This window comes from uncultured Chloroflexus sp. (genome assembly GCF_937951745.1).
GTDB lineage: Bacteria > Chloroflexota > Chloroflexia > Chloroflexales > Chloroflexaceae > Chloroflexus.
Window position 1 is genome coordinate 45,761 of the sequence record NZ_CALFBQ010000057.1, and the last position, 25,399, is coordinate 71,159.

Here is a 25,399-nt window from a genome sequence, read left to right on the forward strand (position 1 = left end):
ACCCGTTGCCGCCTTCGCGTCTTTGCGTATTGCAAACAGACACCCATGACAGCGCGGCATCCACGCTATCTTCAACGAAGGCGCACTCACTGCGTATAAGGTTACTCAGCCGTCGCGAGGTTCCACTCGCGGCACGCCGCACTGAGCGCCTGACCGAGCCGCTCGAGCAGCTCAGGCGGCAACTGGCGGAGATGACGGCTAGCTTCGCTCAAGCGAATCTGGCGCGCTTCAGCCACCAGCCGCGCTCCGGCGGGCGTGAGTGAGACGAGCTTTTGACGACGGTCATACGGTGATTCGCTGCGCTCTACCAACCCATCTTGCACCAGTTGATCGACGATCTGGCTGGTGGTTGCCATCGTTAAATTGAGATGCTCGCTCAGCGATGAGATGGTCGCCGTTTGGCAACGGTGCATGTGCATCAGTGCAATCAGGCGCGGCATCGAGAGGTTCGTCCGTTGCAAGAATTGTAAGAGCGTCTCCATGCTTTGGCCCATCAGCTCGCTATGCACGAGGTTGAACAACTCGGCGACGCGCTCTGGGGTGTAGGGTGGGTCGAGTTCGTGATACACGATTTGATCCTCCAAATAGTTTGTTTTTTCAAACTATTTGGAGGATACAACTAGTTTCCCAGCTTGTCAAGGGGGATGGGTAGGGTAATCTAAAGATGCGGCCGCCAGATTGCAACATCAGCGAGAGATACACCCTCGCCGCGCCTCAGAAAAACAAAACCGGGAGAGCCGCAGTTGGCTCTCCCGGTGCCGTCATACGGCCCTAGGCCACCCCCTCCAACCGATCTTCCAGATCGGCATGCAACTCACGCAGCCGTTCCAACGTCTCTTCGTCGGTCTGCCAGATCCCGCGTGCGTTCGCTTCGAGCAGGCGACCTACCATATTGCGCGCCGCCGCCGGATTGAGCTGCTCGATCCGGGTCCGCATGGCGTCGTCAAGCACGAAGGTCTTGGCAGCTTCGTCGTAAACCCACTTATCAACCGCATCGGTCGTGGCGCTCCAGCCGAGCATGTAGGTGAAGCGGCTGGCAATCTCGGCGGCGCCGTTGTGGCCGTGACGCAGCATGCCTTCGTACCACTTCGGGTTGAGGAACTTGGTACGGTATTCGACCCGCAGCGTCTGCTCAAGCGTTTGCAGTTTCGTCTCAGCCGTGAAGCTCTCGACAAAATTGAGCGGGACCCGCTGGCCGGTGGCCCGTTCGGCGGCAGCCTTCAGCGCACCTGAATAACCGTAGTAGTGCTGCATATCGGTCAAGCCGTACTCAACGCTATCGATCTCTTGCGCTACCCGGCTGACCGTACCGAGCAACGAGCGCAATACCTCTGGCTGCGCTTCACCATTCTGCCGCCCGCCAAAGGCGTAGGCATTGCGCTTGATGAACAGCTCCTCCAGCTCTTCCCGCTTCTCCCACGCACTGCCTTCAATCGCCTCATCGACATCGGTGCCGTAAGTGCCGGCAGCTTGGGTGAAAATACGCGCCGTCGCCTGATCGAAGCTCTTGCCGGTAGCCATTAGCTCTTGCACATGCTTGCGGATGAAGTTCATCTCCACCGGCTCATCGGCCTCAGCCGCTTCCCGCACCAACCGGTCGAGCATATCCATCGTGCCGGCGAAGATGTCGCGGAAGATACCGGAGGCAGTCATAAGCACGTCGATCCGGGGCCGGCCCAGCTCAGCCAGCGGGATGAGCGCGTAGCGCCCGACTTTGCCTTGCCCATCCTTCACCGGGCGCGCGCCGATTAGGCCGAGCACGATACCGATTGACTCGCCCTTCGTCTTAATCGCATCGAGACCCCACAACACCTGCGCAATTGTCTCTGGGTATTGGCCGGTTTCGGCGCGATGAGAAGCAATCAACGCCTCGGCGATGCGCGCGCCGCGCTCGTAGGCGCTATCGGTCGGCACCCGGAAGGGGTCGAGACTGTGGATGTTGCGCCCGGTAGGCAGCACCGTCACCCCATCGCGGATAATGTCGCCACCGGGGGCTGCCGGAATGTAGTGACCGCCTAACCCGCGCATGAGGTAGTCAAGTTCTTGGGTATTATCGCGCAATGCCGCCAGCAACGCTCGCCCATGCTGGATCAGCCCCAGCACTTCGTTGCCGGTAGGCAAGCCAAACTGGTGCGCAGCCTGATCGGGCGACAGATGACCAAAGACCGTCTGCTGGACGAATTCGGTGCAGCGGGACTCAATCTCGTTGCGCAGGGCCAACGCTTCAGCATCACCCTGCCGCGCCCGCGCCAGTACGTCGCCGTAGCGCATTGTAACGCGCCGTGCCGCGAGGAACAGATCAGCCAAACCGGGCAACTCGCCGCGCGGCACCTTGAGCGTCTCGACGATCAGGGTCAGTTGCTCTTCGGGCGGCGGGGCACTGCCCAACACGTGCAAGCGATCGGTAATCATCGTCGCCGCTAAATCGCGCAGATAGGCGTAGGCCCGCGAAGCGAAGCGGCTAAACGGCTCGTTGGGCTGGCGCACCAGATCGCTATCAAGGTTGAGCAACGCGATCTTCTGCATGATCGCAACCGCCTCTGGGCTTTGGTCATCGTCAGCGACTGCTGCCGGTCGCTCGCGGTATTCAGCCAATAAGTCTTGTAACGCTTGCAATTCACGGTAGAGACCGGCCCGGCCATACGGCGGAATAGCGTGGCCAATGATGGTGCTATAGCCGCGCCGCTTAGCGATATTGGCCTCGGCAGGGTTGTTGATCGGGTAAACATAAAAATTCGGCACATCGCCGAGCAAAATATCAGGCCAGCAGCGATCGGTCAGGCCAAGTTGCAAGCCGGGCATCCACTCGGCGGTGCCGTGCATGCCGAGATGAATGATCGCATCGGCACCAAAGCTCTCACTGAGGTAGCGGTAGAAGAGGGCGTACTGGTGGTGCGGCGTATTTTCCTTATCGAACAGCAGTCGCATCGGGTCGCCGGGCATACCGATCACCGGTTGCACGCCGATAAAGATATTGCCGATCTGGGTACCGGCCAAGCGCACTTTATCGCGCCCCAGCGGGGCAATATCACCGGGGAACGCACCCCAGCGAGCATTAATCCGCTCTTGATCGCTGGGCCGCAGCCAGCGGTAGAAATCTTTCAGATCGGCACTCACCCCCATCACCACCGGCGGATGACCGGGCGGCAGCGGCTGATCGCTCACCAAACCTTCAAGGCAGCGCGCGAAGGTATCGGGATCGCGCGGATAGCGACCCACCTGATAGCCCTCAGCAGTCAACCGATCGAGGATCGCGATCAGGCTGGCCGGCACGTCGAGCAAGGCCGCCGTCGCCACCTTGCCTTGACCGGGCGGATAATTGTACACAATAATCGCCACCTTCTTATCGCGGTTCGCCTTCTTGCGCAAACGGACAAACCCGCACGCAATGCGGGCCAGCCGCTCGATCCGGTCTTGCACCGTTGTGATCGTGCTGCCACGCATCCCACCCAACACCACCGGTGCGATCGCGCCATCCATTTCAGGCAGGCTATAGAGGAAGGTGCTTTGCAGCGGGCCAACGCCACGCTCGCGCCAATCGTCTTCGTCTTGCACAAACAGCGGTTGGGCGACGATATACGGCACATCGAGCTTGCTGAGCAACTCGCGGGCGACATCAACGGTCAAGCCGGCCTTCGTCGAACCGGCTGGGCCGCCGACCAGTGGAAAGCCCATCGTGTTGATCACCAGATCGACCTTCATGTGGCTGAGCCACTCACGCACCACGATATGGCTCTCGATCCCCATCACAAAGATCGGCAGCACCCGCAAGCCAGCGGCTTCGAGCGTCTGGACGATCTTATTGGGGTAATCAGCGCCAGAAAGGATATGGGCGCGGAACGACAGCACCGCCACTGTACCGAGCGGAGCCGGCACACCTTTGCGCGCGCGGTTGCGCTCCTTTTCCCACCGCTCGTACTCGTGGGGATTGGCGAACAACTTTGGCGCATCGGGGTGAGCAAACCCCATATTCGGCAGCTCGACCACCGGGTCAACCCGCAGATGGCTCATCCCGCTATACTCGCGCAAGATGAGCTTAAACATATTAGCTGCATTAGCAATACTGCGATGATTCCAATAATTATTGACATTCGTCCAGTTGCGAAAATCGTTAAGCCGCTTGCCGGGCAAGAAATTGATCAGTTTTGAGGTAATTTTTTGCAATTTGACGTAGCCGTAGAGCGCGTCTTCCTCGCGCCCGCCGACTAACAGCCGCGCCACATTCTGCACCGGTTTGGGCATGCCCTTGCCACCCTTAAGATTATACGAACCAACCTTATTCAGCCGCATCACCTCGGGGAGGCCTTCAAACGAAAAGACCACCGGCGGATCGTGGCGCTCGACCATCGGGATCAATACCTCGGCTGTCTCGTTTAACGTAATTAGGGAAAGGATGAGACACTGACAGCGGGCAATCGCCGCCTCAACCTCAGCCGGGCGCACGGTGACATCGCGATCTTCAAATATATGCAAGCGGAAATCGGGTATCTCTTTGCGCACCTCAGCCTCGGCGCGACGAAAGAAATCCTGACTGTACCGCTGCATCCCCAGCACCATCACAAATTCTGTCGGCTGGCTCATAGCACCATTGCTCCTGTCGTCAGCGATAATAACCTGAGTATATTATGCAAGATCATAGCCTCAAATACAATCTGAACATGAAACGAACAAAACCTGTGCAATTATGCACAGGTTTTGCAGTAGTAATGAACAGAAAAACTATCAATCTCCATATTCCATCACCGTACCAAGATACCGTAATGCCTCTTGTTCGGTGCCAAACAAACCAACCCCACTAACAAATCGCACCAACGGCGCAAACAACAGTAAATGATGTTCAGAAACAATAAAGGCAATCCGGCCTAAATGCTTATGGCGCGCGATTGCTTCGGTACGCTGGCGCGCTCCCCAATCAGCGCTAGAGATTCGTCGCCCATCCACCAGCAGATCCGTCGGCTTCGGGCACTGGTCAAGTAAGCGCCACATTTCTTGATAGTACCGTTCCGCTTCGGCCAAGTGTAGATGATCCTCCAGCACCACCCAGATCAGATCATGGGCCCGGCGACGAATGCGGTAGGGCATAGTGTACTCCCTCACAAATTACGCGGCGTTTTGCACATTATACATACTTTTGCTGTATATGTCTAGCGAAAAAGGTGGCACGTTTCTGGTGCGAACATTGTGCAATGGAGCATGGACGGTTGACGAGCATCCCCGGCGCTGCTATAATCGCCGCCACAATCTAGCAGTACCGACGCTCGGCGACCGTGGAGAGAGGCTTGTCATTATGGGGTTCTTCGACTACTTCGTGGCTGTTAGTCCTACATTTGGCTCGTATGCGTGGACGTTCTTTATTGTGCAGATTCTGCTGGTCGCGGGCGGCGCCTACTTCATCTGGCTGCACACTGAGCGGAATGTGGCCAAAGCGACCTTTTTCCGCCAGTTGGGGATTGCGCTGATGATTGTGGGTGGCTTTGGTGTGGCGCTTGGTGTGGCCCGAATGCTCAATACGCCAACCTTTAACCTGCGTTTCTGGTTTTACATTCAGTTTGTCATTGAGCTGATCTTGGGCGGTTATGTCTTTTACTACATGCGTAATGTGCTGCCCGAGTTGGTGCGTAATTCGCGTACCCGTGCGCCTACCCCTCGTCAAGTACCGGCTGATGCGACACCCGCAACACCACGACCAGTGGCTACCACCGGTCGCCGCGAAGCCCGCCGCGAACGCAAACGCAAACAACGGTAAGGGCGAGGCCTGCCTCGTTCCCATGGGCGCGGCAAGGCCGCGCCCTCTTCCTCACCATACCGCTGGCGTCCGCAACGCCACCCGCAACAACCGGTGATATTCACCGCGCGAGATCTCGATCGTGCCGAACTGCAACATGTGCGGCCCCACCACAAACTGCGAGTCGAGCAGCACAAACCCGCCCCGCCGCAATCGTTCGACCAGATGCACCAACGCCACTTTGCTGGCGTCGCGCACACGGTGAAACATGCTTTCGCCGGCAAACAGACCGCCTATCGCTACCCCGTACAGGCCGCCGGCCAGTTGGCCGTCACGCCAACACTCGACGCTGTGGGCATAGCCCAACCGGTGCAACTCACTATAAGCCCGGATGATCTCCGGCGAAATCCACGTTGTCTCCCGGCCCGGTGCCGGCTCGGCGCAAGCGGTGATCACTGCCTCGAAAGCAGTATCAAACGTTACCTCAAACACCCCCGATCGCACGGTGCGCGCCAACCGGCGCGGGACGTGAAAGCGTTCATCAAGCGGAATGATCGCCCGCCGCACCGGTTCGTACCAGCCGATCTCGCCGTTCTCGTCGGCCATCGGGAAGATCCCTTGCCGGTAGGCGGCAAGCAGGAGTTCGGGGGTCAAGCGTGATGTTGCCATCGTCAGCGCCGTTCGCGGATTGTTGTCTGACTCTCGTGTCGCTTGTCTTGCTTACGCCACCCGGTTTAACCGGTTTAACCCCGACGTGATAATCGCTACACACCACCCCAACAGCAGCAGCGTCAGCACCAATCCTACTCGTGTCGGCCACTCGCCGTCGGGCAACAGCCGGCTGATTAACAACGGCGCACCGGCCACCCCGTAGACCAACCCGCCAAAGAAGAGTGGCATCGGCAAGATAGCCGCCGCCATGCTCGGCCACGAGTAATTCTGTACCGTAATAAAGACGTAGCAGAGGCCATACGTGATCGTGGCGCTCATCAGCGCTGCCAGCAACTCGGCACTGATGCCGAAGGATAATGAACCGAGCAGCGCCGGCGGCGCCGGATCGCGCAAGCCTAGCACGCTCGCCAACAACTGCATGCTGATGAAGATGGCGTAGGTGAAGAGACCGCTCAACAGGCCGGGATTCCACCAGCGATAGAGGTAGAGCGCCGCAATAATCATCGCCGGCAAAGTGTCGGGCCATGCTGCGCGAAATGAAGCCGTGACATTGAAAGGTGTCGTCAGCGCCGTTACCAGCGAGGTCAGCGACGGCACCGTTTGAATGCTGTACAACAGCCGCCAAAACGGCTCGAGCAGGGTGCTCAGTTGACCTGCTGCCAATGCAAAGACGTAAAGCGGATTACGCTGCTGCCACCACAACCAGCATGCAGCGCCGTACAGCAGAAAGGTAATAACAACCGCCAGCAGAGTTCTCGCTCCTTGCGCGCTACCGTGCAATGGCGCGCGCTGCTATTCCCAGATGTACTCTCGAATCTGACCGTCTTCGATAGTGAAGAGCTGATCGGTCAGGCTGTATTCGCGTTGGGCGGCATCAAGCTGGATCTGATGTGCGACGCTGGTCAAGATGTCTTGGTCGGCATCGCTAAAGGCAATCAGAAAATCGCGATTAGGAATACCAATGACCATCTTGCCCGGAAAATGGGGCTGCCAGCTCGCCAGCAGATCGGGCAAGAGCAGCCGGGTCGCATCGTAGCCGTCTTGGGTGTTGGCGACGATGAGCCGCTGCGCCCCTTCGCCGGTCATCAAAAAGTGCGCTCGCTCGTGAGTGCGGGCGGCTAAATTGGCTAACGCCCGCTCGTGCAACTGGTGCTCACCAATCCCCCACCGCTCCAAATGGCGCTCGTTGATGTAGGCTACCCTCTGCGGTTCATCAATCACATACGCAATGATCAGATCGGCCAGAAAGGGCCGGTAGGCTAGCATCGGCAACTTCTTTTCAAACACCGCGTTCAGCAGCGTAATCGGTTTGAGCATCGGCATCACTCGATCTGCCACCTCGGTGAAGGTGCGTGCCTCGCGTGCCGGCGTCTGTTCGTGCAGCACTCGCAAGAGGGTGCTGTACACCAGATCAAGATGCTCAGGCGCCTGCGTGTAGGCATTGTAGAAGTTGGTCAAATCAACCCGCATCCGTTGATTGGCGACGCACACCTGCAAAATATCGCCTTCGCGTCCAAGGAAATCGACAGTTGGCTCAGCCACCAACCGGCGCTCGATGTCAGCCGCAAATGCGGCCCGATCGAGCGGACTCTGCCCGTTCATAGCTCCTCGTCCTTCACACTAATTGCGTCAAGACCATGTTGCCACGTTGCGCGCAATTGGGCCACCGGCAGATTGATCAGGGTCTGATCGCGCCATACCGCCTGCACCTCCGGCGCTGCCGTCACCACACCCAACCGCACGAGCGGCAAGCCGGCCAGCATTGCCTCGAACGCTGCGCTCTGCGCTGGATCGACCGCAACCAAAAACCGGCTCGGCGTTTCGCTAAACAGCAACGTGATCGGGTCGAGGTCAACCCCATTGAGGGTCAGGTGCATCCCGAACTCACCGGCGATCGCCATCTCGGCTGCTGCCACTGCCAAGCCACCTTCGCTCAGGTCATGGCAAGCGCGCACCAAACCGGCGCGAATGGCACGATGGAGCGCGCGGAAGGTGGCACGCGCCGCCGCCAGATCGACTTTGGGCAACGCGCCGGCGTCTTCGATCATACCAACCGCCGCCAGATGGCTGCCGGCAAACTCGGCCCGCGTCGCGCCGAGCAGGTAGATCACATCACCCGCCTGCTTGAGATCCATAGTCACGCACTGGCCAATATCATGAACGTGGCTCAGGGCCGAAATCAACAGCGTGGGCGGGATCGCCACCCGATTGCCATTCGCATCGCGATACTCGTTATTCAGCGAGTCTTTGCCGCTGATGAAGGGTGTACCGAAGGCAACTGCGCCATCATAGCAGGCCGCCGCAGCCCGCACCAACCCAGCCATGCGATCGGGTTGCTTGGGGTCACCCCAGCAGAAGTTATCGAGAATAGCCGTGCGGTCAGGGTCGCCTCCAACTGCCACCACGTTGCGCAACGCCTCATCAATTGCGGCCAGCGCCATCCAATACGGATCGTGACGGCCATAGCGCGGGCAGATGCCAAAGCCGAGCGCCAAGCCAGCCGGATCGTGCGGCACCGGTTTGATCACTGCCGCATCAGATGGCCCGGCGAGACTAGCGCCGACCAGCGGCTTGATCACCGTGCCGCCCCCCACTTCGTGATCATACGTGCGGATAATTCGCTCTTTGGAAGCAATAGAGGGATGGGCCAGTAGCGCCAGCAGCGCTGCTTCCGGCTGTACATCAGCGAGCGATGGCGATCGTCTCAGCGCCGGCGACGGTTCCCAACGGGCGCTGAGGGTACGCTGGGGCCGCCCCTTGTGCAAAAAGTCCATCTCAAGATCAACGACCGCTAGATCGTGATAATAGACGCGCAACCGGCCATCATCGGTAAAGCGCCCGATCGGCGTTGCTTCGACCTCTTCGGCGGTGCAGAGCGTGAGCAGCGCTACCAGCCGATCTGGCGGCACGGCCAGCACCATGCGTTCTTGCGCTTCCGACAGCCAAATTTCCCACGGCTGCAAACCGGCGTACTTGCACGGCACATGTTCGAGATGCACCTCAGCGCCTAGTTCAGCGCCCATCTCACCGACCGCCGACGACAAGCCGCCGGCGCCGCAATCGGTAATCGCCGAATAGAGCTGGGCATCACGGGCCTGCAACAGCACATCGAGCATCTTCTTTTCGGTGATCGGGTCGCCGATCTGCACCGCGCTGCCCACTTCGCTGGCCGTAGTATGGGTCAACTCAATGCTGGAAAAGGTCGCGCCGTGGATGCCATCGCGCCCGGTGCGCCCGCCCATTACCACGATAATATCGCCGGGCCGCGCGTTGCGCGGGTGCATGCCGCGCGGGGCAATGCCGACCGTGCCGCAGTAGACCAGCGGATTAGCCGTATAGCCGGGATCGAACAATACTGCCCCGCCAACGGTGGGGATGCCGAGCTTATTGCCGTAATCGCGCACACCAGCGACCACACCGCTCGCGATCCGGCGCGGATGGAGCACGCCGGGAGGCGGGAGCGGCGCATCGGGCATGCCAAAACAGAGCACATCAATATTGGCGATCGGGCGGGCCGATACGCCCAACACATCACGTATCACGCCGCCAACGCCGGTATTCGCGCCGCCGAACGGCTCCAGCGCGCTCGGATGGTTATGGGTCTCGACCTTATACGACACTTCGTAATCGTGACCAAAAGTAAGGATGCCAGCATTATCCACAAACGCGCTCAACACCCATGCATCATCGCGCCCGGCCAACGCCTGCTCGGTTGCCCGCATCAAGAAGGTACGGATGAGGCTGTCAATGTCAGCCTTGCCGGCGGCCAGTCGGGCCAGCATAGGATGCAACGCCGCATTCGTCGGCAACTCCTCTGGCGGCTGCTCATACTGCACGCGGGCTTTAAAGGTCTTATGCGAACAATGCTCGCTCCACGTCTGGGCAATCGTCTCAAGCTCGCCATCGGTTGGATCGCGCCCCTGCACCGTAAAATAAGCTTGAATTGCCCGCATTTCAGCCAAATCGAGCGCCAGTACCCCACGCTGGCTAATCTCAAGCAATTCGGCGTCATTAGCCGCGCGCAACGGCACCGTTGCCACCACTGGCTTGGTCGGGGCCGGATCGGCAACCAGCATCGTGTAGAACGCTGTCCGCGCCGGGCTAGGCTGGCCGGAATGGTAGGCAATCGTCGTATGCACCACCTCGATGGACAGATCAGCAGCAGCTTGGGCCGGATCGGTGTCAGGCGGTAAGAGATAGCGGCGCAACGCGCGGGCATGCTCGATCCCGCGCACCCCCAACCGATACGCCCCTTCAAGCGCACTCTCACCCTCGCTGTCGGTCACGCCGGGCCGATAGGCCACTTCCAACACTAGCGCCTCGGTCGCTGGCAGAAACGGATCGGTCAAAGGCCGATTCTCCTCCACCACTTGCCAATGGGCCTGCTGCACAATCGGATCGTGTAAGAGCTGATCGACCACGAGGGAAACCGCCGCCGGAACTAATTCATTGCCAGCCAGCAAATAGAGCGTCTGCGGCGAAGCGGCGGCGCGCGACGCCACTGTCACAAGATAGAGCGGCATAAGAACTCCGAAACGTAACGCAAAGGCGCACAAGTACGAGTCAACAGGTTGGCGTCATCTCATTATCACCGCCTAAGCAGGTTCGCACCTGCATCTCTGCGCCAGATTTTGCGCGTTCACATCGTTTATAATCTTGAGTATACCATCTTCTCTTGCCGATGTTGCAGCACGGAGCAGACTATGCAGTTCTATCGCCGGGCAATGGTCCTTCTCATCGGGGTATTGCTGCTTATCGCGCCAACCCTGACCATAGCACAAGGCACTGCCAGCCTCACCGGCACCATTACCTACTACGAACGGATAGCGTTGCCGGCTGATGCGCTCGTGACCTTGCAAATTGCCGAAGTGACTGCTAGCGGCACAGCCGGACGGGTGATTGTTGAACAGACATTTGCCACTAGTGGCGCACAGGCGCCGTTCCGCTTTAATCTTACCTACAACCCGGCGGTAATCGACGCCGGACGGGTGTACACCCTCCGAGGCTACATTCGATCTGGCGGCAACACACTTTTTGCTACTGATGGGATCATTCCGGTAATCACCGGCAACGCACCCCGCAGCGATCTGAGCGTGGTTATGGTCACTGCCCGCAGCGTCAATCTGCCGGCTGCCGGCAGCGAACTGTGGTTGGTGTGGCTGGCGATCGGGTTAGGTATTGCTGGCGGCATTGTGCGGATGGTGCGATTACGCTAGCAATTGGGGCTGCGGGTTGGCAGCCGATTGCTTGCGGGGCACGCGCAATTGATAACCGACACCGCGTTCGCACACCAGATACCTTGGATTCTTCGGATCACGCTCGATCTTCGATTGCAGATAGTACATCCGCCCCCGCAATAAATGGCGCGACTCCTCTTCGTCATAATGTGACGGGTAGAGGAGCTGTGCCAGTTCTTTGTACTGGCAGAGACGGCCATTCGCATCGTAAAGGTATTGCAACAGCTTCAATTCATCTTTGCTCAAACGCACTTCGCGGTGGCCGAGGTAAAGCCGGCGCTGGATGGGATCGATTGCGAACAAACCGGGCGAATCAGCCTCGATATGGTCAGTGGCAAGCACAACCCTATCGTCAGCGACGGGTGTAGGCCGAACGATTGCCTCTAGCAACGTATGTGGCACCGGATACGGCAACCAGAGAACGTATGCTAGCCAACTGGCATTGAGGGCCATAAACAACCACAGGTCGCCGCCGGCCAGCACAATCTTCTGATGCGGCGAGAGGGTGCTACTGATTATTTTCAAATCGCTTTGTGGATCTGAAAAAAGCGTAGCATTAGCAATACAGATAGCGATTCGCTGATCGTTGAGATAATGCGCCATCAGCCGGGCATCGGTTGTTGCCAACACGGGCCATTGCCATTCGTGTAAGCGGTTCACCAACGTTGTGCGACTGGCATTATCGTAGTCAAGGAGCAACGCGATACCACGGCTCATAATATGAATGGCTCCATATGTGATTGAAAGGCTGCTTGGCGGGTAGTATAGGCAGAAAGAGAAATTTGTGCAAACGAACACGAATATCGTATGTAGATGCAAAGCGAAGATTTCATGTCTTTTTTGAAATGAACCTACGTAACTGCTGACCTGCATTGGCCAATTGGCGCTGACGAGTGCGCTGATGGCGGGCCAGAATTCCCATCTGTTTGCGGTATTTGGTAATAGTACGCCACGCAACCGCATATCCCTGCGCAGCTAACCGTTGGGACAGTTCTTCATTGCTTAGCGGGTAGGATTCAGTTGCATTCAGCTCACGTAATGCCTCTTGCATCGGTCTTGCCTCGGCGAAGAAGTTATCAAGCGGCGCCAACGCGCAGTTAGGCAGTAATGCCCATTTGCCAGCTACCGCGCGACATACGGTTGAAACGTGCAGGCCAAGGTCTTGGGCAAGTTAGGTGCGGCTGCGCGGAGCTATCTGAACTGGTCCACAACGCAACCATGCTGCTTGCCGGATCGCCAGCATGGTGCCAATGCGACACAGCGTATCATAACGGCGTTACAAGCTCTGCAAAAAGATGCGCGCGCGCAAGGAACTGGCGGACATGTTCGCGTTCAGTTGCTGAGAACACAGCGGCGCGTGTATCCAGCTCGGAATCGACAGGATTGACACCGAGCCGATGCTGCGGGCGGATTGGCATTTCAAACTCTGAAGCCGGCAGCACGAGGCTTGAAGATCAGATCGGCAGACAAGCGCCCTCACCGTTCTTCGCTTGGTCAGATATGAGAATGGCCATGACCGCGTAGCGCCGGATCAACACGCCTACTACGACCGCCGATTCCGGCAATTCGCTCCATACCAACACCTCGGACGTATCTACCCGTAACAACGACCTGCGCCACTGGTTCGCGGACAATGAGCAATAAGCGCTGTCGGCTACCCTAACTCCAGCGTTGAACCAAGCCGCAGAGCTTGGCAGCAGCGTGGTCAAAACAGATGATGCTAGGCCCGCTCAGGCAGTGCGATGCGAGCAAAAGCTTACCAACCGGATCGAGTGGTAGATGGGAATTGAGTTGCGGTAATGCCTGTTCTTACCACGCCCGATCGTTCTCATGCCAGTGAATCTAGACGACCACCCCAAAGCTCCTTTGCCGTGGTCGATTGGCGCGTTGTAGGGTAGGTGTAGCATAAAGCAACGGATTGGCGAGACCTGTATTAGAAAAACGAGAGACGGTACAACATCAATTTTCTTGTCTGCGCGTGTGAGTGCCGCATAACCGAACCATCTGTTGCCCTACCACCCCACCGCACGCAGCGGCCAACCGGTCACCGGTTGCTGAATCTTCACCATCCGTGCCTCCAGAATATGTGTTTCTTTACAAAATGAGATAACGTATCTATAATGACATATCATATAATGAAAAATAGCTTCTTGGACAAAGGTTGAATCCACAAACGTGACGGCGCCGGCGCGCCGTACCATTGCGTCGCTGCACCAACTAGCAAGGAGATCTGCTATGCGCTTCGTGTTCATGTGTATCGAAGCCAACAACGCTCCCGCGCTGCGCAAGGCGGCGGCGGCAATCGAACGCGAATACGGTCTGCGGTTAGCGATTGATTTCTTTACCCCGCCCGATATGCGCACCGCCGCCGATTGGGAGCGGTTGGCCGCTGCGGTGGCACGAGCTGATTTTGTCTTTGGCTCAATGCTCTTCGGCGAAGAGTATATCCGCCCCTTGAGCGAAATTTTGGCAACCGCGTCGTGCCCGGTTTGCATGATCATGAGTAGCCCCTCGCTGATTAAGCAGACGCGCATTGGCAAGTTTGATCTCCGCCCCAAACCCGCCGCCGAACAGAGCGCCTTCCGCCAGTGGCTGAGCCAATTCCAACCCAAACACGGTCACGGCGAGATTCAGCGCCAGATGTCGCTGGTGCGCGGCCTGAGCAAGATGTTGAAGTTTTTGCCCGGCAAGGCGCGCGATATCCATAGCTATGTCATAGCGCACCAGTTCTGGGCCGCTAGCACGCCCGAAAATCTGCGCCGGTTGCTACTGCTGTTCATCGAACGCTATGTACCCGGCTATAAAGGCAAGCTGCCGGTACTTGATCCGCAGGATATTCCCGAATTCGGTGCGTTTCACCCTGATGCACCAGAGCCGTTTGCTGATTTGGCCGCTTACCGCGCTTGGCGGCGCAAGCAGCGCCAGAAATTTACTGGTGGCACGGTCGGGTTACTGACCATGCGCCCGTTTGCGCTGTCGGGCAATAGCGCCCATCTCGAAGCGCTGATCCGCGCGCTTGAGGCCCGTGGCATCGAAGTGCGCGCCGCCTATAGCCCGACGCTCGATATGCGCCCCACGGTCGAGCGTTTCTTTACCGATGCCGTCCGCGCTCGCCGCCACGAGCCGCCGGCTGATGTTGATCTGATTGTCAATACTACCGGTTTCGCTCTCGTCGGTGGGCCGGCCAGCACCGATCCCGTCCAAGCCAGCGCTATCCTCGACCAGCTCGATACACCGATACTCGATCTGTTCCCGCTGGTCTTTCAGCACATTGAGCAGTGGCGCAGCGATGATCGCGGGATTGCGCCATTCCAACTGGCGCTCAATGTGTCGCTGCCCGAACTCGACGGCGCAACCGATCCGCTGGTAATCGGCGGTATGCCGCGCGGTCGCGAAGATGTGATCCCGCTGCCCGCCGAAATTGAACTAGCCGCCGACCGGATTGCAGGCCGGGTGGCACTACGCCGCACGCCCCCGTCCGAACGGCGGATCGCGATTACCCTGTTCAATTTCCCGCCTAATCTCGGCAACGCCGGTACTGCCGCTTATCTCGATGTCTTTGCCAGTGTTTTCCGCCTGATGCAAGAGCTGCGCGCCGCCGGGTATACGGTCGAATTGCCGCCGAGCGCTGATGATTTGCGCCGGCTGGTGGTCGAAGGTAACGCTCTGCTGCACGGCACCGACGGTAACGTCGCCGATTCGTTGCCAGTTGAAGAGTACCGCCGCCTCTTCCCCGATTATGTCGATATCGAACCGTATTGGGGGCCGGCCCCCGGCCAGTTACTCAGCGACGGCAAGCGGCTCCATATCCTTGGCCGCCGCTTTGGGAATGTGTTTGTCGGTCTGCAACCCAGCTTCGGCTACGAGCGCGACCCGATCCGGCTGTTGATGAGCAAGGACGCCGCCCCACACCATGGCTTTGCCGCATATTACGTCTGGTTGCGCAAGGTGTTCAAAGCCCACGCTGTGCTCCATTTCGGCACCCACGGTGCGCTTGAGTTTATGCCCGGCAAGCAGGCCGGCCTCAGCGCGCAGTGCTGGCCATTGCGCTTGCTCGGTGGCTTGCCTAACGTGTACTACTACTGCGTCAATAATCCCAGCGAAGGCAGCATTGCCCGCCGGCGCGGCATGGCGACGCTGGTCAGCTATCTGGTACCGCCGGTGCAACAGGCCGGTCTCTACAAAGGGTTGCGCGCACTCAAAGACAGCATCGATCGCTACCGAGCCTATCCCGACCCGGCTTTGATCGACGACCTACGCGCCCAAGCCGAGGCACTGAATATTGCGGTCAGCGGCGAGGGTGACGAGTATGTCGCCGCGCTCGGCCACGAACTGTTGCAGGTCGAGCAGCGGATGATTCCGGTCGGCTTGCACGTGCTCGGCCAACCACCCCAAGCGAGCGAGCAGGTCGATGTGCTGAGCCTAATTGCAACCTTTGCCCGCGTGCCGTGCGGCCATAACCAGCCGCCGCTCGAACCGCTGCCCCACATTGTTGGCCGCGCCTTGGGGGTTGACTACCCTGCTTTGACCGGACGCCTGCGCCACGATCCGGCGGCCCAAGCCCAGTATCGCCAGATCGAGGAAATCTGCCGCGCAGCGGTAACGGCGCTAGTTGAGCACGGCACAGGCCACGCCGCCGATGAAGCGTTGGCTCGCCACGTGAAGCTGCCGCACGGCCAGCTTACGCCACTGTGGGACTACTTGCTCGACATTCAACGTCGTATGACCACCGAGCGCGAAATTAGCGGTTTGTTGCGCGCGCTCAACGGCGGCTATGTGCTGCCTTCGGCAGGCAACGATGTGGTGCGCAACCCGTCGGTCGTGCCCACTGGCCGCAACATCCACGCCTTTGATCCGTTCCACATACCAGCTCCGGCTGCCGCCGCCGCCGGTATGGCCATCGCCAACGAGCTACTCGAACGGGTACGCGCCGAACAGGGAGCCTACCCCGAAACGGTGGCGATGGTGTTGTGGGGCACCGATAATATCAAGACCGAGGGTGAGGGGATCGCACAGGCGCTGGCGTTGGTCGGCGCGCGCGCTGTCGCTGACGAACTAGGCCGGATCACCACGGTCGAGCTGATCCCGCTGGCCGAGTTAGGCCGCCCGCGCATTGATGTGGTGCTGACGGTGAGCGGCATCTTCCGCGATCTGTTCGCCGCGCAGGCTGCGTTGCTCGATCGTGCCATCCGCATGGCCGCTACCGCCGATGAACCGCCAGAGTACAACTTCGTGCGCGCCCATGCACTGGCGCAAGCTGCTGAATTGGGTTTGAGCGTCGAAGCGGCGGCGACTCGTGTCTTCTCAAACGCTTCCGGCAGCTATGGCGCCAACGTCAACCATCTGGTCGAGAGCAGCACGTGGGAGGAAGATGGCCAGTTGGCCGAAGCCTTCATGACTCGCAAGAGCTTCGCCTTCCAACCCGGCGGCGAATGGAGTGAAGCGCGCGCTGTGATGGAAAAGGCGTTGGCAACGGTGAGCGTCACCTTCCAAAATGTCGATAGCGTTGAGAATGGGATCAGCGACATCGACCACTACTACGAGTACCTCGGCGGTCTGACCAAGAGCGTTGAGAAGACCCGTGGTGTGCGACCGACGGCGCTCATGGGTGAAGTAGCCGAGCTGGTCACACCGGGGGCCAGTCGGGTGCGCTCGCTTGAGCAGATGGTGCGGATCGAAAGCCGGGCCAAGTTGCTCAACCCGAAATGGTACGAAGGTATGCTCAAGCACGGCTACGAAGGCGTGCATGAGATCGAGATTCGGGTCAGCAACACCTACGGCTGGAGCGCCACCGCCCAAGCGGTTGACGGTTGGGTCTACCAAGGCGTCGCCGAAACTTACCTGCTTGATCCAGAGATGCGCGAGCGGCTCGCCAGTCTCAACCCGCACGCCACCGCCGGCATCGCCGGTCGCCTGCTCGAAGCTCACAATCGCGGCTTCTGGCAAGCCGACGACGCCACCCTTGAGCAGTTGCGCGAGATCTATGCTGACCTCGAAGATCGGTTGGAGGGGGTGCGCTAAGCGCCAAACCTGCCTTAGCGACGGCCCTGCGGGGTCGTCGCTACTTGACATGCTGCCCCTGCTCTACTACACTGGCAACGCGTTGCCTCGCAGAGCGCCAGAGTAAGGAGCAGCGCATGGCGCGGATCGTCGCAGTTATCAATCTCAAAGGCGGGATCGGCAAGACCACCACAGTTGTCAATCTCAGCGCCGGGTTGGCGCTGAAAGGGGCGCGGGTATTGTTGATCGACATCGACGCGCAGGGCAATTTGTCCATGGCGCTCGGTGTGCGCGCGCGCCGCACCCTCTACGAAGCGATCGTCGATCATAAACCGCTGACCGATCTGCGGATCAGCGCACGCCCCAACCTCGACCTCGTCGCCGCCGATGAGTCATTGCTGCTCGCCCAGCAAGCCATTGCCGGACGCGCCGATTGGGTGCGGGTGCTCGAACAACTGGTGCGCCCGTTGCGCTCGGAATATGACTTTATCTTCTTCGATTGCGGCGGTTCGCTGACGGTGCTGAATCAAAATGCGTTGATGGCCGCCACCGAAGTAATCGTGCCTACCACCGTCGAACCCTTCTCGGTGCGCGGCTTGGAAAAGCTGATCGCTCAAATTGCGCGGGTGAAGGGCAGCACTAGCGTGGTGCGTGCAATCATTCCCACCATGGTCGATCCACGGATGAAGCAATCGATTGAACTGCTCGCACACCTCAACCGCACCTATGGCCAGCTTGTCATGCCGCCGGTACGAGTGAACGTGCGCTTATCGGAAGCTTCGGCAGTGGGAAAGACGATCTACGAACACGATCCGCGCTCACGCGGCGCGCTTGACTATGCCCAGATCGTTGAATTACTCAGCAAAGCGTGGAGTTTCCAACCCAAACAAACCGCGCCGGCCTCGCCATCATCGAGCCAAGCCCATCCGGTGGCGCCGGCAGCGCGCCCTGAACCGGTTGTGACCGGCGGCGGCGAAGTGCAAACCAACGTGTGCCCCAACTGCGGGCATACGCTCCAGCGTGCTACGGTTGCCGGATACCGCATCACCTACTGCGTCAACTGCCGCTATCGCCGGCAAGAGCTGATCAACGGTAGCTAAAGCCAGAGCACTGGCCGCTATCCCGCTAACATCACCCGTGGGCGCGCCGTCCACGCCCCGATTACCAGCATACGTACCCTGCGCCGTAAGGATATTGCGCTGCAATGTTCCTACCGCGTCACCAATTGCCGGCCAACCCACTCGACTGCCCCAGCGAGATCGCTGAAGACGTGCGAAATCGGCAACTCAATGCCAAGACTCACCATTGTCTGCGCCACTTCAGGTCGCACCCCGACCAGCGCCACCTCCGCCCCTAGCAAGCGCACGCTCTGCACCAGTTGCATCATCCCAGCGGCAACCTCAGTATCAATCACCGGCACGCCGGTCACATCGAGGATCAACCAACGCACGCGCTGCTGCTCGATCTGGGCCAACGCTTGCTCTTGAGTCAGCGTCAACCGATCGCGATCAATGGTACCCACCAACGGCATCACCAACGCCTGTTTGCCCACCGGCAGCACTGGCACGCTCAGATCGCGGATCACGTCACGTTGCGCAATCACTTCAGCCAGTAGGCGACTCTGGGCGACAGCGCGATCTTCAAGCTCGCGCAGCGCCTCTTGCAACGCTTCAGTTTGGGCTTCTACCCGCCGGTCAAGCTCCTCGTTCATGAGCTGCAACTGCGTTGCCGCTTGTCGGGTTTGTTGCAATGCAGCCTGCAAACGATGATAGAGCTTTTCATTACCGGCGCTCTGGACGAAACTAATAACCGCGACAAAGCTCACTAACATGCTGGTCGTCACTAAAAAATCGGGTAATGGCAACGAAATAATTGCTGACTCAGCCAAAAATGCGATGCTCACTAATCCAATTAGCACTGCTACCGTTACAACGATAACATCGCGAAACCGTAGAATCGTTGCTGCTAGCACCAACGGCACGACAATAAACACGGCAACCGGACGATCAGGATGAAATATCGTAGCAGAAATGGTTCCAATCAATGAAACCACAACGGTCAGCCAACCGGCAAGATCAACATACCCCATGCGGGTCATGCCAATGATCGCGATGTAGAGCGCGGCGCCAAACCCAGTCGGGATCAAGAGTACAATCAGTTCTGGGAAAGAAATGACAATTGAAACCGCAATGAGCACATTGATGACAAACAAGGCCAGCCCGATAATGGCAATATTTCGTCCTCGCTGGCGGACTTCTTCATCAGAGTGGCGGATGTCGAGCAGGATAGAGAAGAAGCGTTTCATACGTTGTACAGAACAGTTGCAAAAACGATTGTTCGGTGATTATAATGGACTTATCTTATTTTGACAAAGTGTGTTTCTCCATGCGTTCGCTACCCTCTAACCACGTACCCTACCGACTAGCTGGCGCGATTGCTGCGTTGAGCGGCAGCGGAATGCTGCTACGCATCCAGCGCCAGCCATTCACCACATTACAAGGCTTCATCGTGATTGATGGCTTGAGTTGTCTCGTGCTGATCACGGCAGGTCTTCTCATGTTCACTATGCCAGCCCACTGGCGCCGCTTGGGGCAACTGGCGGCGCTTGGCATAGCGATACTGAGCGGTCATCTGGCTGGCATTGCTATGGGCCTGCTGGTAACGCTGATCGTGAGCGAACGTTGGCGGGAACGAGGGGCTGGGTTAGCGTTGGCCGCAGGGTATGGCTTGATCGGCTGGTTGGCATCATCATGGCACGTGAACGCCAGCGGCGATGGCTTGAATAGCCTTAGCTTCATCTTGCTCTTGGCTGGAACAGCAATTGCCGCCGGCATCCTCGATCTCACTACTTCCAAACGAGGACCATTTGAGCCACTAGCGACGCTAGCCGGCATTGCCGCCGTACTACGATTGTTTAGCGTGGGATCGTGGAATCTGGGTTGGCAGTTGGCAATGCTGCTGGTAGGCGGCATGCTAGCGATTAGCACGGCGTGGCGGGCGGCCACAGCGACTGAGCCGCTGGAAACGGAGGAGTGGCTGCAACGTAGTTTGAGCGGCTTAGCTCTCACCGCGACCGGATGCGCCTCACCGGCTGGGGTAGCGGCTGCCGGGTTGCTACTGCTACAGCTCACCTTCCGCCGGCTGGCGCAACCAACCGCGGGAACAGCAGCGTGGGCCGGTTGGCTGTTAGCCGGCGCCGTGCCGGGAACCCTAGGCTTTGTCGCGTTCTGGTCGGCCAGCGCCGCAGCGATGGCTGCCGGCGTGCCGGTCTTGGCCATTGTTGTGTGGGCCACTGCATTGTTGTGCATGCTGGCGGCGAGCCGCCACATGCAAGGGCCGGGCCGTTGGTCAAGCGCAGCCAGCGCGCTGGCCGGTCTCGTGCTCGGCCTTGCAGCACCAGCGTTAGCGCGTTGGCTGCTCCGCCCGCTCAGCGACCATCTCCAAGGCGGGTTGACCCCGTATGGCACGATCGAACCATGGGGATGGGCTGGGTTGCTGGCGCTCGACTCCGGCGCGCGCACAGTAGCGACCGCGCCGGGACTAGCGTTGTCCGCGTTGATGGGGCTGTTCGGCGCGCTCGTCTGGCTGATCAGTCGCTGGCGCGGGTGGGTATGAGCGATCTGCTGGGCACGTTTGGCCAAGGGTGGCCGCGATTGTTGCTCTACCCCGGCGGGTTGAGCGCGGTGTTAGCTGCGTTGCTCTTAGCGCGGGTGCGGGGTATCCGGCAAATGGAACCACTCACTGCGCCAAGATTGATCGATCTGTTGCCGCCGCTCAGCGCTATTGCGCTGCTTCCACTCGCCCCGGCGGCGGCGTTCGCTTACAGTCTCGATTTACTAACCGCCGTAACGTTGTTGCTTTGGCCGGAATTGCGCCGCGCCGCCGCCGAGCGCTGCGATCCGAACCAGCTCGCCGCGCAATACCTGCCCACCTTCCTTGCCGCGCTCGCGCTGGTTAGCGCAGCAGGCACCTTCGAGCTTAGCGGCCTGTTACGCTGGCCGCCTAGCCCGATGCGGCAGGCAGCATTCCTCCTCGGTGCAGGGGCTTGGATCGTCGCTATCCCGCGCCTTGCCCCGCCCCAACCCCATCTAGCTGCCGCTTGCAGCGCATTAGGTCTCATGCTAGTCGGAATATTGCCGCTCAGCGCCGCCATCAACACCATCACTGTCGCCCCGGCGTGGCTAAGTGTAGCGGCAGCGATGGCAATCGCGCTAGCCGGTATAGCGGCATCGTGCCGCTTACCGGTACAATGGGGATATGGATGGGCAATCGCGGCGTTGGTAGCGACAAGTGGCGTGCTGCTCGATAGCGGCTGAAGCAAGGGCGCGGTTTATCGCGCCCCAATGCTAGGCCGCATCCACCGAGCGATAGCCGCCATTACCGTGCGGATGGAAGGTATCGCTCAGATTAGCGATGATCGTGCGGGCCAGACTCATCTCCGAACGCAACAGCCGGCGCAGGCTCTGCACGTCACGGTCTTCCCACTGCTCGAACAGGTCAACCATCGTTGAGCTGACTAACTGCACCGCTTCCAATTCAACCCGTTGCCCGGCAGGTTGATACACGCGCCGCACTTCCACCGAAACCGGCTCAACCTCGGCTATCTCAGCCGGAAAGTGGCGCTCGAAGGCGGTATGGACAGCGCGCTGAAACATGCGCACCAGTTCAATGTCGCTCCGATCACGGTGATTGGTCAGCGTCACCGTGTACGTCATGGTCAATTCGAGCGGATCAGCCGGCAAATCACGGCCTTCGCTAATCAGTTGATGTACCGGCGACCACGTAAAGTTAATCTCAAGCCACGGCGGCATCGTCGCCAAGGTTAACGGCTCGGCGTGATCGGGGAAGAGTTCAATCTTGCAGGTACGATCGTGCGTGGCGGGGATGACGCTCTCTATGAGCGCGTGTTCATGCAGGCCAACGCTAAGCCATGCATCTTCCAGCGCCATCACGAGATCGTCGTAGGTTACCATCAATTGCACTCCTTGCAACAGTATCATAACCTCTCGATTGTACCCGAGTCTGGCGATGATGGCAACCGCCGTTAGCCGGATATCATCGGTACTATTACTGTAACACGAGAACGTAGTTGTTACGGTATAATTCCGTAGAGAATATTTACCCGGATGCCAAGCGGCGCAATTGGGCAAGATCGACCAAAACGATTGCATCGTCAGCGATCCGGATGAGGTTAGCCTCGCGCAAATCGCCCAGCGCCTTCGTTACCGTCTCGCGGTAGGCGCCGATCATCTCGGCCAATTGCTGGTGGGTATAACGGACGAGCGTAGCCGGCGTTGCGCCATCAGCCGGATCGCCGGCCAAATCGAGCAACAGGGCTGCCAATCGCTGCGGCACGCTCTTGAACGCAATATCGGCCAGCCGCTGCTCCATAGTGCGCAAGCGAGCCCCCATCAACTCCATCAGATCAATCGCCGCTCCCGGATGGCGGCTAAGAAAAGCGCGCAACGCTTCCCGCTCGATCCGCGCTACAAGGCACTCGGTCATCGCTTCGGCACAAGTATCGTGAATTCCCGGCCCAATCAGCGCCATTTCACCAAACAAACTAGGTGGATGGAGCACCAATAAGGTCAACGCCCGCCCTTCCGGCGAGAGCTTATAAATCCTGACCCGGCCTTGTTGCAAGAGAAAGACGTGCGTGCCGGCTTCATTCGGCATATGGAAGATATGCCCCGCCGGATACGAACCAATCTGCAATAATGCCGCCAGATCGGCTTGGGCCGCTGGGTCAAGATCGGGGAAGAGCGTCAAGAGATTCTGGCGGTTGGTCATGGTCTGGTTTCCTCAACCACAAAGCGCGTACCGCCATCGCTGAGACCAGCCAAATTTGTGATCCGGACGCTCGCGGCACCACGGCTGAGGACGGCCAAGGCTGCCCGTACCTTCGGAATCATGCCGCCGCTGATGACCCCTGTTGCGATATACGCCTCCGTTGCCGAAGGGGTGAGCGTTGGCACGACCCGGCCTTCAACCAACACACCCGGCACATTGCTGACAAACACCAATTCAGCGCCGCTGAGTGCGCCGGCCACGGCTTCGGCCACCATATCGGCGTTCACGTTGTAGCTCAGGCCATCGGCGTTCCCCAACGCCACCGGCGCAATCACCGGCAACCAACCCAACGCCAGCATCTGGCGCAACGCTGCGCCATCAACCGTTGTCACCACCCCCACCCGGCCCAAATCGCGCCCGTTAGGCCGGTAAGGGTCACAACGAAGCAGACCGAGGTCAAGCCCGCTGAGACCGATCGCGCGCACGCCGGCATTAACCAGTGCAGTCACAATCCGCTTATTGATCGTGCCACAGACAACCATTTGCATCATCGCCATCACTTCCGGCGAAGTCACCCGCAAACCATCAACAAACTCTACCTGCAAACCGGCCTGCTCGACAGCCGCGCTGATCTCTTTCCCGCCGCCATGCACTAGCACCACTGGCTGATGCATGGTACGAATTGTTTCAGTCAGACCTCCCAGAAACGCCGGATCGTCGAGTTCGTGGCCGCTGACTTTGATCACACTGATGGGATTCATACGGTTATTCCGTTCATTATGGATAACAGTATTGCTCTGCATTATTGCCGCTTTCCACCTGTCATTGCGAGCCACGCGGCACAGCAATCTCCTCCGAACACAGAATGCACCCGTTCAGCGTTCGTTCTCACCACAGCGGGAGATTGCTACCGTCGGGTGCTACCCACTCCCTCACAATGACAACAGTTCAGCCATCCCAGCCGCTAGTGCAGGTGTGGGCAACCCCTGCGCAATGACCAACCTCACGCCGCCAACCGCACCCCACCGTTCGCCGCTTGCTGGATGCGCCGAGCCAGATCGACACCATTGCGCTCGGCCAGCATCTGCCGGTAGTGAAGCGTACTCCAGATTGGCAACAGCGGCATCGCTGCTGTCAACCCAATCACCCACGCCACTGCGCTCAAGCCGCGGGTAAGTGGATGTTCCGCGCCGAACAGCAGACCAAAGGGCGCAGGCAGCAACACCGCCATCGTCAGCGTCACAATCACCGCTAACACGCCGAAGAGCAACGCCGCGCAGGCAAAAACAAGCACATTATAGTAGAAACGCCGGAAGAGCAGACTCCACGAGAGCTTGAATGCAAGCCCGATGGAAATGGTGTCATCAATGAGCGGTTGGATGCTATACAAAGCGGCCACCAGACCAGCGGCGCTAAGAACGAGATAGAGAAAATACGCTATGAGAGCCATGATGATAATTAAGGGCACAAACACGATCAAAGCGCTGGTACTTAACGCCGTACTTGTAACGGCAACTACAGCGAACAGTACACAAAAAACGATAAAGAATAAGACTCCGCCAAGCGACGACATGATCATCACCCAAACCAACGCCATTACCCCACCGTATATACTAGCGATTATCCAGCGCCCGATCTGTGGCCAACGCCATATAACGCGGCGCAGCGGCAGCGGCTGTCCATCGACCGCTATCCGGGTGGCGCGCGTCAGCGGCGGGATCATGAGTAAGGAAGTACAGAGCAGACTGATAAGAATCAGGAACAGATCCTCAAACAACATGTCCTCAATATCGCCGAGTGAAAAGAGCAGATTGAACGTCACTACCAGCGCCGGCAAACTAAACAGACCGGCCAACAGCGCAAAGGTGCTGAGGTATTGCCGATAAAGATTGACGCCTTCATCAAGCAGACTGATCACTTCTTGCAACGTTGAACGCCGGGTATTGCGCATCGGTTTGACCTCTCCGAACGTGTC

At 58.9% G+C, this 25,399-nt stretch carries 19 protein-coding genes and 1 pseudogene; 6 read left to right on the plus strand and 14 right to left on the minus strand.

Features of this window, described 5'->3' with window-relative positions:
* Nucleotides 1-101: 101 nt before the first annotated feature.
* The 3 genes from Q1A59_RS13890 to Q1A59_RS13900 all read right to left on the minus strand — a co-directional run bounded on the left by Q1A59_RS13890 (nt 102) and on the right by Q1A59_RS13900 (nt 5,082).
* Nucleotides 102-569: a MarR family winged helix-turn-helix transcriptional regulator gene (locus Q1A59_RS13890; RefSeq protein ID WP_298405348.1), complete on the minus strand. Its 468-nt coding sequence runs from the start codon at nt 567-569 to the stop codon at nt 102-104.
* A 202-nt stretch (nt 570-771) separates the two neighbouring features.
* Nucleotides 772-4,581, minus strand: coding sequence for a magnesium chelatase subunit H (gene bchH / locus Q1A59_RS13895; protein ID WP_299645136.1), 3,810 nt, complete (start codon nt 4,579-4,581; stop codon nt 772-774).
* A 141-nt stretch (nt 4,582-4,722) separates the two neighbouring features.
* Nucleotides 4,723-5,082, minus strand: coding sequence for an STAS/SEC14 domain-containing protein (locus tag Q1A59_RS13900; RefSeq protein ID WP_298405341.1), 360 nt, complete (start codon nt 5,080-5,082; stop codon nt 4,723-4,725).
* 205 nt (nt 5,083-5,287) lie between these two features.
* Between Q1A59_RS13900 and Q1A59_RS13905 the strand changes: the two genes are divergently transcribed.
* On the plus strand, nt 5,288-5,746 hold the full coding sequence (locus Q1A59_RS13905; protein ID WP_298405338.1) for a hypothetical protein: 459 nt from the start codon (nt 5,288-5,290) through the stop codon (nt 5,744-5,746).
* Between the two features lie 51 nt (nt 5,747-5,797).
* On the opposite strand, the gene aat is transcribed toward Q1A59_RS13905, so the two are convergent.
* The 4 genes from aat to purL are packed head-to-tail and all read right to left on the minus strand — an operon-like array spanning nt 5,798 to nt 10,920.
* The gene (gene aat, locus Q1A59_RS13910; RefSeq protein ID WP_298405335.1) at nt 5,798-6,394 is read right to left on the minus strand and encodes a leucyl/phenylalanyl-tRNA--protein transferase; all 597 of its coding nucleotides are present in this window, start codon (nt 6,392-6,394) and stop codon (nt 5,798-5,800) included.
* A 51-nt stretch (nt 6,395-6,445) separates the two neighbouring features.
* Nucleotides 6,446-7,177: a hypothetical protein gene (locus Q1A59_RS13915; protein ID WP_299645137.1), complete on the minus strand. Its 732-nt coding sequence runs from the start codon at nt 7,175-7,177 to the stop codon at nt 6,446-6,448.
* 12 nt (nt 7,178-7,189) lie between these two features.
* On the minus strand, nt 7,190-7,999 hold the full coding sequence (locus Q1A59_RS13920; protein ID WP_298405330.1) for a DUF1444 family protein: 810 nt from the start codon (nt 7,997-7,999) through the stop codon (nt 7,190-7,192).
* Nucleotides 7,996-10,920 carry a phosphoribosylformylglycinamidine synthase subunit PurL gene (gene purL / locus Q1A59_RS13925; RefSeq protein ID WP_298405328.1) on the minus strand — a complete coding sequence of 975 codons (2,925 nt, stop codon included), beginning with the start codon at nt 10,918-10,920 and terminating at the stop codon, nt 7,996-7,998. The genes Q1A59_RS13920 and purL overlap by 4 nt, the downstream gene beginning before the upstream one ends.
* A 180-nt stretch (nt 10,921-11,100) precedes the next feature.
* Between purL and Q1A59_RS13930 the strand changes: the two genes are divergently transcribed.
* Entirely contained in the window at nt 11,101-11,613 is a 513-nt protein-coding gene (locus Q1A59_RS13930; protein ID WP_298405325.1) for a YbaY family lipoprotein, read from the plus strand.
* Here Q1A59_RS13930 and Q1A59_RS13935 read toward each other — a convergent pair.
* Nucleotides 11,605-12,351: a winged helix-turn-helix domain-containing protein gene (locus tag Q1A59_RS13935; RefSeq protein ID WP_299645138.1), complete on the minus strand. Its 747-nt coding sequence runs from the start codon at nt 12,349-12,351 to the stop codon at nt 11,605-11,607. The two genes, Q1A59_RS13930 and Q1A59_RS13935, sit on opposite strands and share 9 nt — an antisense overlap.
* Before the next feature lie 112 nt (nt 12,352-12,463).
* Nucleotides 12,464-12,793 (minus strand): annotated as a pseudogene (locus Q1A59_RS18185) (hypothetical protein); the annotation flags it as partial.
* Nucleotides 12,794-13,833: 1,040 nt separating this feature from the next.
* Here Q1A59_RS18185 and Q1A59_RS13940 point away from each other — a divergent pair.
* Together Q1A59_RS13940 and Q1A59_RS13945 are read left to right on the plus strand one after the other, a co-directional pair.
* Entirely contained in the window at nt 13,834-17,655 is a 3,822-nt protein-coding gene (locus tag Q1A59_RS13940) for a magnesium chelatase subunit H (RefSeq protein WP_299645141.1), read from the plus strand.
* A gap of 116 nt (nt 17,656-17,771) precedes the next feature.
* Complete coding sequence (locus tag Q1A59_RS13945) at nt 17,772-18,734, plus strand: AAA family ATPase (protein WP_298405321.1); 963 nt, start codon at nt 17,772-17,774, stop codon at nt 18,732-18,734.
* 110 nt (nt 18,735-18,844) lie between these two features.
* Here Q1A59_RS13945 and Q1A59_RS13950 read toward each other — a convergent pair whose 3' ends face one another.
* Nucleotides 18,845-19,939 carry an STAS domain-containing protein gene (locus Q1A59_RS13950; protein ID WP_298405318.1) on the minus strand — a complete coding sequence of 365 codons (1,095 nt, stop codon included), beginning with the start codon at nt 19,937-19,939 and terminating at the stop codon, nt 18,845-18,847.
* An 80-nt stretch (nt 19,940-20,019) separates the two neighbouring features.
* On the opposite strand from Q1A59_RS13950, the gene Q1A59_RS13955 reads away from it, so the two are divergent.
* Together Q1A59_RS13955 and Q1A59_RS13960 are read left to right on the plus strand one after the other, a co-directional pair.
* On the plus strand, nt 20,020-21,249 hold the full coding sequence (locus tag Q1A59_RS13955) for a hypothetical protein (protein WP_298405315.1): 1,230 nt from the start codon (nt 20,020-20,022) through the stop codon (nt 21,247-21,249).
* Nucleotides 21,246-21,950: a hypothetical protein gene (locus Q1A59_RS13960; protein ID WP_298405312.1), complete on the plus strand. Its 705-nt coding sequence runs from the start codon at nt 21,246-21,248 to the stop codon at nt 21,948-21,950. The genes Q1A59_RS13955 and Q1A59_RS13960 overlap by 4 nt, the downstream gene beginning before the upstream one ends.
* A 30-nt stretch (nt 21,951-21,980) precedes the next feature.
* On the opposite strand, the gene Q1A59_RS13965 is transcribed toward Q1A59_RS13960, so the two are convergent.
* From Q1A59_RS13965 to Q1A59_RS13980, 4 genes are all read right to left on the minus strand, one after another.
* Nucleotides 21,981-22,607, minus strand: coding sequence for a hypothetical protein (locus tag Q1A59_RS13965; RefSeq protein ID WP_066785235.1), 627 nt, complete (start codon nt 22,605-22,607; stop codon nt 21,981-21,983).
* A 145-nt stretch (nt 22,608-22,752) separates the two neighbouring features.
* The gene (locus Q1A59_RS13970) at nt 22,753-23,424 is read right to left on the minus strand and encodes a Crp/Fnr family transcriptional regulator (RefSeq protein WP_298405304.1); all 672 of its coding nucleotides are present in this window, start codon (nt 23,422-23,424) and stop codon (nt 22,753-22,755) included.
* Complete coding sequence (gene argB, locus Q1A59_RS13975; protein WP_298405301.1) at nt 23,421-24,185, minus strand: acetylglutamate kinase; 765 nt, start codon at nt 24,183-24,185, stop codon at nt 23,421-23,423. The genes Q1A59_RS13970 and argB overlap by 4 nt, the downstream gene beginning before the upstream one ends.
* A 242-nt stretch (nt 24,186-24,427) precedes the next feature.
* The gene (locus Q1A59_RS13980) at nt 24,428-25,375 is read right to left on the minus strand and encodes a hypothetical protein (protein ID WP_298405298.1); all 948 of its coding nucleotides are present in this window, start codon (nt 25,373-25,375) and stop codon (nt 24,428-24,430) included.
* Nucleotides 25,376-25,399: the final 24 nt, after the last annotated feature.

Excerpts from the sequence above, each read along its gene's own strand:
- Q1A59_RS13950 (WP_298405318.1), bottom strand. The coding sequence starts at position 19,939 with ATGAAACGCTTCTTCTCTATCCTGCTCGACATCCGCCACTCTGATGAA.
- bchH (WP_299645136.1), bottom strand. The coding sequence starts at position 4,581 with ATGAGCCAGCCGACAGAATTTGTGATGGTGCTGGGGATGCAGCGGTAC.
- purL (WP_298405328.1), bottom strand. The coding sequence starts at position 10,920 with ATGCCGCTCTATCTTGTGACAGTGGCGTCGCGCGCCGCCGCTTCGCCG.
- Q1A59_RS13960 (WP_298405312.1), top strand. The coding sequence starts at position 21,246 with ATGAGCGATCTGCTGGGCACGTTTGGCCAAGGGTGGCCGCGATTGTTG.
- Q1A59_RS13935 (WP_299645138.1), bottom strand. The coding sequence starts at position 12,351 with ATGAGCCGTGGTATCGCGTTGCTCCTTGACTACGATAATGCCAGTCGC.
- Q1A59_RS13955 (WP_298405315.1), top strand. The coding sequence starts at position 20,020 with ATGCGTTCGCTACCCTCTAACCACGTACCCTACCGACTAGCTGGCGCG.
- argB (WP_298405301.1), bottom strand. The coding sequence starts at position 24,185 with ATGAATCCCATCAGTGTGATCAAAGTCAGCGGCCACGAACTCGACGAT.
- Q1A59_RS13970 (WP_298405304.1), bottom strand. The coding sequence starts at position 23,424 with ATGACCAACCGCCAGAATCTCTTGACGCTCTTCCCCGATCTTGACCCA.
- Q1A59_RS13905 (WP_298405338.1), top strand. The coding sequence starts at position 5,288 with ATGGGGTTCTTCGACTACTTCGTGGCTGTTAGTCCTACATTTGGCTCG.
- Q1A59_RS13920 (WP_298405330.1), bottom strand. The coding sequence starts at position 7,999 with ATGAACGGGCAGAGTCCGCTCGATCGGGCCGCATTTGCGGCTGACATC.
- Q1A59_RS13900 (WP_298405341.1), bottom strand. The coding sequence starts at position 5,082 with ATGCCCTACCGCATTCGTCGCCGGGCCCATGATCTGATCTGGGTGGTG.
- Q1A59_RS13930 (WP_298405325.1), top strand. The coding sequence starts at position 11,101 with ATGCAGTTCTATCGCCGGGCAATGGTCCTTCTCATCGGGGTATTGCTG.
- Q1A59_RS13980 (WP_298405298.1), bottom strand. The coding sequence starts at position 25,375 with ATGCGCAATACCCGGCGTTCAACGTTGCAAGAAGTGATCAGTCTGCTT.
- aat (WP_298405335.1), bottom strand. The coding sequence starts at position 6,394 with ATGGCAACATCACGCTTGACCCCCGAACTCCTGCTTGCCGCCTACCGG.
- Q1A59_RS13945 (WP_298405321.1), top strand. The coding sequence starts at position 17,772 with ATGGCGCGGATCGTCGCAGTTATCAATCTCAAAGGCGGGATCGGCAAG.
- Q1A59_RS13965 (WP_066785235.1), bottom strand. The coding sequence starts at position 22,607 with ATGGTAACCTACGACGATCTCGTGATGGCGCTGGAAGATGCATGGCTT.